The 13,175-nt window shown below is 51.4% G+C and carries 11 protein-coding genes; all 11 read left to right on the top strand.

What is annotated here, in order from left to right; genetic code table 11:
* Nucleotides 1–143: 143 nt before the first annotated feature.
* The 11 genes from M4I36_RS00995 to M4I36_RS01045 all read left to right on the top strand — a co-directional run bounded on the left by M4I36_RS00995 (nt 144) and on the right by M4I36_RS01045 (nt 13,136).
* Nucleotides 144–2,225: a proton-conducting transporter transmembrane domain-containing protein gene (locus tag M4I36_RS00995; protein ID WP_258109750.1), complete on the top strand. Its 2,082-nt coding sequence runs from the start codon at nt 144–146 to the stop codon at nt 2,223–2,225.
* Between the two features lie 7 nt (nt 2,226–2,232).
* Entirely contained in the window at nt 2,233–3,174 is a 942-nt protein-coding gene (locus tag M4I36_RS01000) for a respiratory chain complex I subunit 1 family protein (RefSeq protein WP_258109751.1), read from the top strand.
* A gap of 51 nt (nt 3,175–3,225) precedes the next feature.
* On the top strand, nt 3,226–3,867 hold the full coding sequence (locus M4I36_RS01005) for a hydrogenase (RefSeq protein WP_258109752.1): 642 nt from the start codon (nt 3,226–3,228) through the stop codon (nt 3,865–3,867).
* A gap of 6 nt (nt 3,868–3,873) precedes the next feature.
* A complete protein-coding gene (locus tag M4I36_RS01010; protein WP_258109753.1) occupies nt 3,874–5,364 on the top strand; it encodes a hydrogenase 4 subunit F in 1,491 nt (496 codons plus the stop codon).
* A 16-nt stretch (nt 5,365–5,380) separates the two neighbouring features.
* Nucleotides 5,381–6,925 (top strand): hydrogenase large subunit, encoded by a 1,545-nt coding sequence (locus M4I36_RS01015; RefSeq protein WP_258109754.1) that lies wholly within the window; start codon nt 5,381–5,383, stop codon nt 6,923–6,925.
* Between the two features lie 64 nt (nt 6,926–6,989).
* Nucleotides 6,990–7,505, top strand: coding sequence for an NADH-quinone oxidoreductase subunit B family protein (locus tag M4I36_RS01020; protein ID WP_258109755.1), 516 nt, complete (start codon nt 6,990–6,992; stop codon nt 7,503–7,505).
* A gap of 6 nt (nt 7,506–7,511) precedes the next feature.
* A complete protein-coding gene (locus M4I36_RS01025; RefSeq protein ID WP_258109756.1) occupies nt 7,512–7,850 on the top strand; it encodes an ArsR/SmtB family transcription factor in 339 nt (112 codons plus the stop codon).
* The gene (locus M4I36_RS01030) at nt 7,847–9,073 is read left to right on the top strand and encodes a glycoside hydrolase family 1 protein (protein ID WP_258109757.1); all 1,227 of its coding nucleotides are present in this window, start codon (nt 7,847–7,849) and stop codon (nt 9,071–9,073) included. The genes M4I36_RS01025 and M4I36_RS01030 overlap by 4 nt, the downstream gene beginning before the upstream one ends.
* 727 nt (nt 9,074–9,800) lie before the next feature.
* A complete protein-coding gene (locus M4I36_RS01035) occupies nt 9,801–11,153 on the top strand; it encodes an ABC transporter substrate-binding protein (protein WP_258109758.1) in 1,353 nt (450 codons plus the stop codon).
* 241 nt (nt 11,154–11,394) lie between these two features.
* Nucleotides 11,395–12,309 (top strand): carbohydrate ABC transporter permease, encoded by a 915-nt coding sequence (locus M4I36_RS01040; RefSeq protein ID WP_258109759.1) that lies wholly within the window; start codon nt 11,395–11,397, stop codon nt 12,307–12,309.
* Nucleotides 12,306–13,136, top strand: a complete 831-nt coding sequence (locus tag M4I36_RS01045; protein WP_258109760.1) for a carbohydrate ABC transporter permease — start codon at nt 12,306–12,308, stop codon at nt 13,134–13,136. Before M4I36_RS01040 ends, M4I36_RS01045 begins: the two co-directional genes overlap by 4 nt.
* Nucleotides 13,137–13,175: the final 39 nt, after the last annotated feature.

The raw sequence follows: 13,175 nt of genomic DNA on the forward strand, positions 1-13,175 counted from the left end.
TGTAGTAATATAGCAATATAGATATATTAATATATTCATATTGAGGTGACTGCCATGAAGTGCACCATCGCGTCTCCGTAAGGTGATCACGTTTCCTTCAATCGGTTCGTCCAGATGTGCTCAACAGAGTTGGGGGATTGAAATTGTTTGCATCCGGAGCTCTTGGCGTCGATGTTCTTTGCATGGCTGTTTTCTTACTGGCCTCACTGGTCGCGCTGTGTTGGCAAAAGGCAGTTTGGGTTGGTCATAGTGCCGGGATGCTGGCGTCGGCAGGACTTGCTGTTGCTGGTCTCTTCGGATTGCTCCAACCACAGTTGCATAAGACACAAGCGCAGCTCATGGTGCGCTCGAGTATCCATTCGTTCACGAGCATCGTCTATCGAACGAATCCTCTTTCCGACTTCTTTCTCTTGCTCATCGGCTCCGTCGGACTGTTGGTCTCGCTATACGGAGTTGGCTACGTGCGAGAGTATCGACAGGAGAAAGGAGCCGTTTCGGTTTCGTTATTGCTCGCGGGTGTGTTGGCGTTTTTGGCCAGTATGGCCTCGGTGGTCCTCGCTGGAGACGTGTTTACTTTTCTGGTTTCTTGGGAGTCCATGTCCATTTTGTCCTTTTTCCTCGTCATGTATGAGCACGAGCGCTCCGAAATACAGAGAGCAGGCTTCATCTACGTGGTGATGACTCACTTAGGCACTGTTTTTCTCACCGTGGGCTTCTTTGTCATGGCGCATTACGCCCATAGTTACCAATTCTCTGAGTTTTCCAAGTTGGACATGCCTACCACGGCAAAGAGCCTAGTGTTGTTGATGATGCTCGTAGGTTTTGGCACGAAAGCCGGGTTGATTCCCTTTCATATCTGGTTGCCGAGAGCTCACCCCGTAGCGCCCAGTCACGTCTCCGCACTGATGTCTGGAGTCATGATTAAAACGGCACTGTACGGTTTTTTAATGGTCGTCTTTTTATTCTTTGGGGTTGGCCAAATTCCGCTTTGGTGGGGGATGGTGGTCGCCGCAATCGGCGTGCCAAGCGCCGTGTTGGGAATTTTGTATGCTCTTCTCCAACATGAGCAAAAGCGGATGCTCGCTTACAGCAGCATCGAGAATATGGGGTTGTTGTTTATGGGAGTCGGCGTCTCCATGCTTCTCTTTTCGCTTCATCAACCAGACTTTGCAGCATTCGCTTTACTAGCCGTCTTGGTGCACAGTCTCAATCATGCGCTATTCAAGAGTTTGTCTTTTTTGTCGGCAGGCAGTGTCCTCGCGTCGACCCATACCCAGAACTTGAATCTGCTCGGAGGGCTGATGCGCAAAATGCCCTGGACGGCTGTCTTTGCACTGATTGCAGCTTTGTCCATTTCTTCCATGCCACCACTCAATGGGTTTGTCGGAGAGTGGATGTTGTTTCAGTCGTTTGTGATGCTTGCTATTATCCGAGCTTCTCTATGGGTACACATCGTTGCAATCTTGCTGCTCTTCGCCCTCACTGGCACGGGCGCCTTGGTGGCCATGGCCTTTGTTCGCTCCTTCGGAATGACCTTTCTCGGCATGCCACGTAGTGAAGCTGTTACAAACGCCAAAGAGGTGTCATGGACCATGCGCATTGGCATGGGAGCGCTGGCGCTGGCCTGCGTCCTCCTCGGAGTTTACCCATTTTGGCTGCTCAGGCTGCTGGAGCCGTCTATTCGCTTATTGACGTTGGTCGATCCGGTCGGTGTCTCACCAAGTATAGGCATGAACAACATCTCATGGTTGACCATGATACCTGCGCCGATTCACAGTACCATCGGGAACTTTGAGCCACTGTCTATCGTGCTCGCGCTGCTTGTCATGGCTTTGCTGTCGCTTTGGTTGTTTCGCCGTTATGGGAACAGGGCCAGTGGCAAGAAGGCACGAACGGTCGGTCCGGTTTGGTCGGGCGGCATGACGGTCGATGGGCGCATGGCGTACACCGCGAGTGGCTACAGTAAGCCGGTTCGAATCGCTTTTCAACAGCTCTTCCGCACTTCGCGGCAACTTTCCGTGACGGAAGGAGACGAACATTTCCCCAAACGGCTGCTCTATGTGCATCGTATCCCGCCGTTTGCGGAGACCTATCTGTATCGACCGCTGGTATCGGCACTGCTGGTGGCAGCCAATGTCATCCGCAAAGTCCAGAACGGGCAAGTACAAAGCTACATGGCCTACTTGTTTCTGACGCTACTGTTCGTTCTCTTTCTTGTGAGGTGACTTTGTGATGATGACCGCATTCGTCAACGTATTACAAGTTCTACTGTTGTTGGTCTTTGCGCCAGCCTTGCAGGGAGTCATTAAGAAGTGCAAGTCTTGGCTGCAAGGACGAACAGGTCCATCCGTATGGCAACCTTATCGGGATGCATGGAAGTATTTGCATAAGGACGAAATCGTTTCGGAGCACGCGTCCCCAATTTTCCTTATCACTCCATACATCGTTTTTGCGGCTACAGCTACCGCGGTCACTTTGGTGCCCGTTTTCCTCGACAGTAGCTTACTGGCGAGTACCAGTACGCTACTACTGGCCGTCTACTTGTTGGGATTGGCCCGCTTTTTCACGGCTCTGTCCGGCATCGACACGGGCAGTTCTTTCGGGGCAATGGCATCGAGTCGAGATATGTTTGTGTCTCTGCCCGCTGAGCCAGCGCTGTTTCTGACCTTGCTGGCGCTCGTTCTCTCCGATCACACGCTGAACATTGTGACCGTGACGGCTCACACCATCTTGCACCCTGGGATTCTTTTGTCGCCCGTCTTTTATCTTGTTCTTTTGGCGTTCTTCTTAGTTCTATTGACAGAAACCGGGCGGTTGCCAGTGGACAATCCGGACACGCATCTGGAGTTGACCATGATTCATGAAGGAATGCTCTTGGAGTACTCAGGAAAACGGCTCGCGCTCATGATGTGGAGCGCGGAGCTAAAACAGATCTTTCTCTATACCCTGTTTATCGATTTGTGCGTGCCGTGGGGAATGGCCGATGACCGCGCCACACCGCTTCGCCTCTTACTTGGAGTGGCGTTGTTTTTCATCAAACTATTGTTCGTCGGCCTCGTCGTGGCGTTCGTGGAAATGTCCTACGCCAAAATTCGACTGTTCCGAGTTCCACGATTGTTGGCGGCTGCCATGACTCTTTCGCTAATCGCGATTGTCGCTCAGTATTTGCTGTGAATATCGAATGGGTCGAGTTTGCATTCATTCTTTGAGAGAGAAGCGTGTGCGGTGGTTTCCTTACAGGTACTTTCGGTTGGCTTGATGCTCACCACGATTTCTTTGCTCTATTGGAAACGCATTGTGACTGCAATTCGCATTCTGGCACTCCAATCGTTTTTTCTCGGATTCATCGCTATCTGGATGGCTGCGAGGACAGGAACCTCCGACTTGTACGTCATTGCCGCCTTGACCATTTTGGTGAAGGGTCTCGGAATTCCCTGGGTACTGAACTACACATTGAAGAAGATTGATATCCACCGTGAGACAGAGAAGCTCATTGGACGAGAGTTGTCCTTGTTGGCAGGGGGAGCACTGCTGGTGGTGGCTTATGTCACCACATCAAAGTTGAAAATCTCTGGAATGGATGTGCCGCATGGTGTGCTGGCCATTTCGATTGCCATGTTGCTCATTGGATTGCTCATGATGATGACGCACAAAAAAGCCATCATGCAAGGTATTGGATTAGTGGTCATGGAGAATGGTCTGTTCCTTGCGGCTCTGTTGTTGACATACGGAATGCCGTTTTTAGTGGATATCGGCGTATTTCTGGATATTTTTGTTGCAGTCATCTTGATCAGCATGCTGACTTATCGCATGGACCGAGTTTTTCAAAGCACGAATACGGACCATTTACGCCGATTGCGAGGGTGAATTCTATTGAATCTCGTCGACTTATGGGTACCTAGTGTCGTACTGTTACCGATTGTTGTGGGTCTCACTTGTGTCTTTCTTCCCTGGCGTCGCGCCTTGGAGGTCGTGCATCTCGTAGGGGTGACGATGACGTGTGTTCTGCTGTTGTGGCTCGTAAGCCATGTTGTTCAGGCAGGAGCTATGACGACCGACCACCTCTTCTTCCACGTAGACGCTTTGAGTGCGGTTCTGCTGCTGATTTTGGCACTGGTCGGATGGACGGCAGGCCTCCACTCCATAGGTTACATTCGGCGCGAATGGTCCGAAAAGGCATTGAATATGCGTCAAATTCGTGCGTACTACGCGCTCTATCACGGATTTTTCGCGACGATGATCTTTGTTGTCGTCGTCAATAATCTCGGTTTGCTGTGGGTGGGTATGGAAGCCACCACAGTGGTATCTGCCTTTTTGGTCGCAATTTACCACAAAGCTGAGGCGATTGAAGCCACATGGAAATACTTGCTCCTTTGCAGTGCCGGAATTGCATTGGCTTTACTCGGGGTCATTCTTCTCTATGCCTCTTCGATTGTCCGCCTCGGCGTTCGCAGTCAAGGCTTGGATTGGACCGTCTTGTCCAATCCGAATTTACACTTGCAACCGCAACTGGTGCTCTTGTCTTTCGCATTTATCTTAGTTGGGTTTGGCACCAAAGTGGGACTTGCACCGATGCACTTTTGGTTGCCAGATGCTCATAGCCAGGCACCGTCACCCATCAGTGCATTACTATCTGGCGCACTGCTCAATTGTGCCATGTTTGCGCTGATTCGCTTCGCGGTGGTCGCAGAAGATACGTTGTCGGGACATTGGGTTCAACATCTCTTGATCGGATTCGGGCTATTGTCCGTCTTCGTTGCGTTCCCATTTCTTCTGGTACAGCGAGACTTTAAACGAATGCTCGCTTTCTCGACGGTGGAACACATGGGGATTATTGCGGTTGCAATGGGCATTGGAGGTCCGCTTGGTTATTCTGCTGCCCTGTTTCAGATGTTCAACCACTCGATGGGCAAATCCATGCTGTTCCTCGGGGCAGGGAATGTAGTTCAGCAGTATCGGACGAAGCAGATGGGGCGCATGGTCGGTGTGCTGCGGAGGATGCCGTTCACTGGAGTGGTGTTGCTCATCGGTCTGTTGACGGTGACGGGAGTGCCGCCTTTCAGCGTATTTACAAGCGAATTCACGATTTTTGTAGCGGGCTTTCAAAACCGGGACATTCTGCCTACGATTGTGCTCATGGCTTTGATTGCACTCGTGTTTGCAGCCATGCTCTATCATTTGCTGCGCATGGTGTTTGGTGAGCATGAGCGCGTGAAATCGCCTGAACTTCCACTGAGCCGCTGGTCAACCTGGCCGCTTCTCTTGCCTATGGTGTTGGTCGTGACGATGGGCGTCTATGCTCCGCAATCGTTCTCGGAACTCATTCAACATGCATCAGATATTCTAGCGCGTATTCCCTCATAAAGGAGCATGGGTAAGAATGAACGCAGACAAGGGGTTTCGTGGCATTCGAACGGTGGAGTCTGAACCATACCAATTACCAGGTGCCGTAACTGATATTCTTCTTCAGGGAGGTCGATTCCTGAATGCAGTGGCGACGGACGAACGGCATCGGAAAGACGTCGTGGCGTTTGTGCTGAGGTACTTCTTTGCCACCGAATGTGGCGCTACCGCCTCTTCTGCATACACCGCAGTCTCGGCGCGAATTCCAGCTGAACGTCCCTCGTATGCTTCCGTCACCTCCATCCTGCCAGCGGCAGCGTGGGCCGAACGTGAATCGCACGATCTCTTTGGACTGGTACCCGTAGGTCACCCAGACCTTCGTCCGTTGGTTTTGCACGAACATTGGCCACAAGGAGTATATCCGCTGCGAAAGGACTATCCACTGGAGAGAAGACAAACCTACGTGGATGCCTCCTGGACCTATCCTAAGGTGGACGGCGAAGGTGTTTTCGAAGTGCCTGTTGGGCCCATTCATGCCGGCATCATTGAACCCGGTCATTTTCGTTTTCAGGTGATGGGTGATTCGGTCCTTCACCTCGAACCAAAATTGTTCTATACCCATCGCGGGCTGGAAAAACGTGTGGAAGGACTGGATGTATCATCTGGTTTGCCGTTTGCCGAGCAAGTTTGTGGCGTCTGTAGTGTCTCTCACGCCATCTCCTACGCAACGGCTGCGGAAAGTCTCAGTGGTGTGACCATCCCCATTCGCGCCAGCTACTTGCGCGTTCTCGTGGCGGAACTTGAACGACTTTATAATCATGTGGGCGATCTCGGCAATATCTGCGCCGGTATTGGCTATGCATACGGAAGTACAGCGGGATCCGCCCTGAAAGAGCAACTTCTGCGAGCCAATGCGGCCTTGACCGGACACCGCTACCTGAAAGGGTCTGTCGCCTTGGGCGGGATGGCTGTCGATGTTACGGAGAGACAACTACTGGAACTCGAGCGAGCGCTCTCGCGGATAGAACCGCGGGTCGAAGACTTAGTGCAGGCTGTTGTTACCGATGATGTTGTTCAAAATCGCTTTCGCAAGACAGGCGTGCTGTCGGTGCAAAACGCATTGAACTTGGGGGTTGTTGGACCCGCCGCCAGGGCCAGCGGACTCCCGCTCGACGTACGCCGTGACCAACCGTATTTGGCCTACGACGCGTTGCAGTTTGAGGTGCCTGTTCAGGCTGAGGGAGATGTCTTTGCACGCTATTGGCAGCGTTTGTTAGAGGCGCGACAGTCATTTTCGCTGATTCGCCAGGTATTGAACAGGCTTCCAGAGGGGCCCGTGAAGGAGCCAATTGAAGACTATCCAAAAGAATCCTATGCCGTTGGGGTGACCGAGTCGCCACGAGGAGAAAATTTTCATTTTCTGGCGACCGATGAGGCGGGGCGCATCGCCAGATATCATGTGCGGTCTGCCACATATGCCAATTGGCCCGCCGTTGCAAAAGCCGTGCAAGGTAACATTGTTCCCGACTTTCCGCTCATTAACAAGAGCTTTGAGCTCTGCTATGCGTGCTGTGACCGGTGATGGGGCTGGGTGAACAGTCCGTTACGTGTGAACAGTCCGTTACGTGTAAAGGAGGAGACCGAAGATGCTGGGTCCATTGAGAAAGCGCTGGAACTTGGGTCATCTGACAGAAGCCGATGAGCATTTGGAGCGACGTTTGAAAGCCGCCAGTTGTCGCTTGTTTGGACGGTCATTGCACGTCCGTCATGTGGACTCTGGCTCGTGCAATGGCTGTGAATTTGAAGCCATGGCCCTGTTAAACCCACTGTACGACATGCAGCGTTTTGGCTTAGATTTCGTAGCATCACCCCGCCACGCGGATTTGCTTCTTGTCACCGGGGGGGTGACGCGAAATCTCGAGCAAGCGGTAGTGCGGACTTTCGAAGCAACGCCTCTTCCGAAGCTGTTGGTTGCGGTTGGTGCATGCGCCTTGGATGGAGGTATGATAGGGCCGACGTATGCCAATCGCGGAGGCGTGGACAAGCTCTTCCCGGTGACGGTCTATGTGCCCGGCTGTCCACCTTCGCCGATGGATATCTTGGATGGTATGGTCACCGCGGTTGAACGTGCCGAAGAATGGGATTCACAAAAAAGGACGTGATGTGACATGGCGCAGGAATTGCAGGCGTTCAAAGCGGATTTTTTCAAAGCGCTCGCAAACCCACTTCGCATACGCATCCTTGAGTTACTGCGAGATGGGGACAAGTACGTGCATGAAATTCAGGAACACATGGGCATTGAGAGTGCCGTCGTATCGCAGCAACTCGCCATTCTGCGCGCTAAGAATATCGTCATCGGAGTGAAAGAAGGCACGCGAGTGATGTACTCTGTGAAAGATCCACTTCTATTCGACCTGCTGGATGTGGCAAAACGCATCTTTCACAATAGTCTCAGCGATACTATCCAAATGTTGCAGGAGATGAACGACGAGGAGTTGGGACCGTGAGGAATCAGGTGGAGTGGCCTAGCGAATTCCCTCAGTTTTTATGGGGAACGGCAACTGCCAGTCATCAGGTGGAAGGCGGCAACCGAAATGACTGGACGTTGTGGGAGGATGCGGGACGCATTAAGCGTCAGGAAAAATCAGGCCAAGCCAGTGGGCATTGGGAAAGGGCAGAGTCAGACTTCTCGTTGTTTGCAGAACTCGGGGTTAACGCCTATCGATTTTCGGTCGAGTGGAGTCGCGTTGAACCGCGGCAAGGGGAATTCGACGTCGAGGCGCTGTCAAAATATCGACAGATGGTTCAACAAATGCGCGACCACGGTATGGAGCCGTGTTTGACATTGCATCATTTCACATTGCCGCAATGGTTTGCGATGGATGGAGGATTTTTGCAGCCGGACGGCCCGAGGATGTTCTTGCGCTACGTGCGGCGTGTGGTGGAAACGATGGGGTCTCTCGTCCGTCTCTATGTCACCATCAACGAGCCGATGGTCTATGCGGTCAACAGTTATCTTTACGGCGTATGGCCGCCAGGACAACATAACTTAGCTCGCACTCTGCGTGTCTCCAACCAGTTGATTGCTGCGCATAAAGGCGCATATCATCTCATTAAGACGGTTCAGCCTGGAGCGCTGGTTGGCCTTGCTCATCACATCAATCTATTCGAGCCATGGTCCACTTCCCCCGCAGACGTAGTTCTCGCACGGACACTCCATCACCTGTTTAATCGTCGCGTCATCCTCGCGGTGGGAGATCTCCAGGACTATTTAGGGATTAACTATTATACACGTTCCTTTGCCACGATTCGCCATCCTTTTACGCCGCAGTCGAGTCGGGGCGAGAATGGCTCGCGCGCTGAACTCGGTTTGACGGACATGGGGTGGGACATTTATCCGGAAGGGTTGGAGCAGGCTCTCTTGGAGGCACGAGCATTCAATCGGCCAATCCTTATTACAGAAAACGGAATTTCTACGCCGGATGATGCATTGCGCATTCGTTATTTGGACGCCCATTTAGATGCGATGCATCGCGCCATTGAAAAAGGGGTGAATGTCCGCGGGTATTTTTATTGGTCGGCGCTCGACAACTTTGAGTGGGATGAAGGCTTTGCGCCGCGCTTTGGACTGATTGAGGTGAACTATGACACGATGGAACGAGTGATGCGAAAAAGTGCTTATCACTACCGAGATCGGATATTACAGAGTGCAGCTAGAGGAATGAAGTAAGCGTTCATTGGGGTGGAGTACTTTTGGCGCACCCTGTCTCGAAGGAAGAGAGCAGTCGTCGTTTTTGTAAAAGTCTCTTGACAATTCGGTGATATGGCGTAGAATGTGAGAAACCGTAAGAAAGCGTTTTCTACTCGTTGTATCGCCGCCATCTCAACATAATCGAATTCTCGTATGTAGCATGTGGTTTCGAATCCATAGTCGAATTGCATTCAGCATGGTTGATGGTATCATCGCCAACTGTCCGCGCAGGGAAAGCGCTCGTCACGACACGCTGCTTAGTTTCTGAAAAAAGGCATTATGAGTGGTTTGAATGTTGTTTTCTCTAATGGCAGTAAGCATCCAAGATTCGGAATGTGCTGTGGCGGCAGTAGAAGTTGCGTTTGCCGCAAATGTAGCTCTTGTCGTTGGACTAATGTGGTTTCGAAACCATGTAAAAAATGAGAGTCAACTTTCTGCACGAGCGCGGTCCAAAGTGCGAGCTTGGTGCATCTTGAACAACAGGTTGGAGAGTATTTCAAAGAGGACTTCACGTTAAAGACTGAGCATCATTGGCTTTGTTTCTGAGTCTCTCCTTTCTTACGGTGGGTTGACTGGTTTGTGTCAGTATGTCGCGGTTACAAAGGCATAGGTTTGAAGACTGGTATGTTTTTCTACGCTTCGGGTTGTGTGAATGGTGGCAAAGTACAAGAAATAACAAGCATCATTTGGACTAGGGGGCTCATTTATGAACAAGACTACAAAATGGCTGGCAGTCGGTGCCACATCCATGGCCATGCTGGGTATGGTTGCTGGTTGCGGAACGTCGAGTACATCGAATACGTCGACCAGCAACACGAGCACGGGTGCCGCCACGAGTTCATCCAAACCCATTGACCTGACAGTCATGAGTTGGAACGTAGCAGCAAACACGCTGCAAGGCGATGCCAAGTTGTACGAGAAACTGCACCCTAACGTGCACATTCACGTCATTGTCGAGGATAGTACTACGAACACATACACCAAACTGAACACGGAATTAGCTGCAGGTTCGGGCGTTCCCGATATTATGAGCATTGAGTCGAGTATGGCGCCAAGTTTCATCAGCAAATTCCCGAATTCGTTCATGAACGTCACGAATCAGGTTGCTAATTTGAAGAGTGACTTTCCGTCACCTAAGTGGGCAGCCTTGACCTACGATGGAAAGATCTATGGAGTTCCTTGGGATATTGGCCCAACCATGGTGTTTTATCGCCGAGACATGTTCAAGGCGGCTGGCATTCAGGCGAAAGATATCAAGACTTGGAACGACTACATCCAGGCTGGACTCAAGTTGCAGAAACACTTTGGAGACAAAGTCAAGTTGACCGCTTGGGGCAGCGGATCGACCGGATTGTTTAAAGTAATGATGAACGAGCAAGGGAAGTTCATCTTTAACAAGGACGGACAAATCACTGTCAATGACAAGGCCGGCGTTCGTGCGTTGAAGGTGATGCAAGAGCTGTATCAAGATAAACTGATTTCTGTCGTGCCTTACGCCAATGCATGGGACGACACGATTCAGCAGTTCGTCAACAACGAGATTGCGACGGCACCTGCAGCCATTTGGTACGTGGGAACGATTGAACAGTCGGCGCCGAGCCAGGCCGGCAAGTGGGGTGTATTCCCGACGCCAGCGTTCACGGCCAATGGAAATCACGCGGCCAATTTGGGTGGCTCCAATTTGCTCATCTCGAAAAATACGCCACATCCAAAAACTGCATTCTCCTTTGCGAAATTCTGCATGACGAACACCAAAGCATTGAATATATCGATGAAATACGGCATTTTCCCGTCATATGAGCCGTATTACACAAACAATCCGCTGATTTCTAAGCCGTTGTCCTTCTTTGGCGGACAAAAAGTGTTCCAGATTGCGGCCAACGAAGTTCCGAATATTGCCCCAGCATACCATACCGCAGGGTTTGAGGCGGCGCACAGTATCCTTGTCAACGTATTCCAACAAGCGGTGCTACAAAATCAACCGGCGCAGCAGGCATTGGACAGTGCAGCGAAGCAGATTGCAAGTCAGACCGGACAAAAAATTGCCACAGGGTCTTGAGCATCGTGACACGGCTGATTCGCCTCTGACCCAATAACCAGCTTGCCGTGTAAGCAGACAGTGGTGGGGGCCCGCTCTCAGTGTGGACGTAAAGTTTCAGTGTTTGGTGAGAGGTGCTGTGGGTGCGTGCAATCCACTGGTCAATCCGTGTTTCGACCTATAAACAGGGATGGAACATGGCAGCCAAGAAGATTGCCCGCATCCGTGGCATGCGACTTCTAAAGGTTGGGAGAGGAATGGTATGGCGGTAGGTTCACCCCAGTCCCTGGACATCGACGTTCAGCCGAAGTCCGGCAATGTGCGGCAAATGGCTACGCCGTACCTTTTTTTGCTGCCGTTCTTGATTGTGTTTACGGTTTTTTTGGTGGGCCCAATCCTTTACGCAGCATTCGTCAGTCTGTCGAGTTGGCAGGGAGGGGCACTCGCCTTTCGAGGCTTGTTTCAGTATCAAAAGTTGTTTGCGGATACTGAATTTTGGCACTCCTTGTTGAATGTCGTCGTGATTCTTGTCATCCAAGTGCCAGTCATGCTTATCCTCGCCGCCATCTTCGCGTCTCTGTTAAACTCAAAGAGGCTCAAGTTTCGCGCCTTCTTTCAACTCGGATTTTTTGTGCCAATTCTCATCGACATCGTCGCATACTCCTTGGTCTTTTCGTTCTTACTTGAGAAGCACGGCATCATCAATTCGATTCTTGGCGTATTTGGTTTTCCGGCCATCAACTGGCTGCTTCATCCCATTGCCGCCAAGGTCGCCATTATGATCGCCCTAACGTGGCATTGGACGGGTTACAACGTGGTCATTCTCCTCGGCGGGATGCAAGGCATACCATCCGAGGTCTATGAAGCAGCGCGTGTCGATGGAGCGGGATCGATTCGGCAATGGTGGTCCATCACCTTGCCGCTGCTGGTACCCATCTTGGTTTTTGAGTCGGTGTTGTCGACCATCGGTACCTTGCAGTTATTCGTAGAACCGTACATTCTCACGTCGGGTGGTCCAGACAACGCGACGCTGACTCCGGTACTGTATCTGTACCAAGTGGCTTTCCAGCAATTCCACTTTGGATACGCATCGGCCGTCGCATTCATCTTGGCAATTCTCATTGCTATCTTGTCCTTTATTCAATTTCGCGTGGCACGGGGAGGTGCTGCAGCGTGATTCAACGTCGGATTGGAGATATCGTGTTACATTTGGTTGTCGTGCTCGGATTCATCGCGTCTGTCTATCCAATTTACTGGATGTTCATCTCAGCAACGCACACCAATGAGGAAATTCTCAGCGGACATCATCAGTTGTGGTTTGGTTCGGCGCTTGCCGCCAATTTTGCTGCTCTGCTCAGCAACACGGATGTAAACATCTTTCGAGCAATCGGTAACAGTTTGTTTATTTCCATTGTCTCGACAGCCATCGCGGTTGTCTTGTCGGCCATGGCGGGGTACGCTTTTGCTATCTACCGCTTTCGCGTGTCGAACTTTCTGTTCATCGTAGTGATTATCTCTTTGATGATCCCGGCGCAGGTCACGCTCATCCCGCTGTTTATTCTGATGAGTCACTTGCATCTTATCAATACCTGGTGGGCCATCATTTTGCCCGCGCTTGTGAATGTGTTTGGAGTATTTCTGATGCGTCAAGCATTTTCCGGGTTTCCTGAAGAACTGCTGGATGCTGCACGAATGGATGGATTGACGGAGGGGCGTATTTTTTGGCGGATTGTCATGCCGCTCATGCGGCCCACACTGTCCGCTCTCGCCATCATTGCCTTTTTGGCATCTTGGACTAATCTGCTCTGGCCTTTGGTCGTGCTGAATTCTGCTTCTGCGTACACCATCCCTGTGGCCCTCAGTACACTCGAAAATTCGATGACGGTTCCGAATTACGGGGAAGTGATGCTGGCGGCCAGTATAGCGACCATCCCGATGCTCGTCCTGTTTTTGTTCCTGCGCCGCAACTTCGTATCTGGAATTATGGCCGGGTTCAACCGTTGACGGACGCAGTCAGTTTGTCACAGAAAGTGGGTCCACATT

Origin of the sequence: Alicyclobacillus sp. SP_1 (assembly GCF_024706985.1) — a bacterium.
Classification (GTDB): domain Bacteria; phylum Bacillota; class Bacilli; order Alicyclobacillales; family Alicyclobacillaceae; genus Alicyclobacillus_I.

Excerpts from the sequence above, each read along its gene's own strand:
- M4I36_RS01015 (WP_258109754.1), top strand. The coding sequence starts at position 5,381 with ATGAACGCAGACAAGGGGTTTCGTGGCATTCGAACGGTGGAGTCTGAA.
- M4I36_RS01020 (WP_258109755.1), top strand. The coding sequence starts at position 6,990 with ATGCTGGGTCCATTGAGAAAGCGCTGGAACTTGGGTCATCTGACAGAA.
- M4I36_RS01040 (WP_258109759.1), top strand. The coding sequence starts at position 11,395 with ATGGCGGTAGGTTCACCCCAGTCCCTGGACATCGACGTTCAGCCGAAG.
- M4I36_RS01025 (WP_258109756.1), top strand. The coding sequence starts at position 7,512 with ATGGCGCAGGAATTGCAGGCGTTCAAAGCGGATTTTTTCAAAGCGCTC.
- M4I36_RS01000 (WP_258109751.1), top strand. The coding sequence starts at position 2,233 with ATGATGACCGCATTCGTCAACGTATTACAAGTTCTACTGTTGTTGGTC.
- M4I36_RS01035 (WP_258109758.1), top strand. The coding sequence starts at position 9,801 with ATGAACAAGACTACAAAATGGCTGGCAGTCGGTGCCACATCCATGGCC.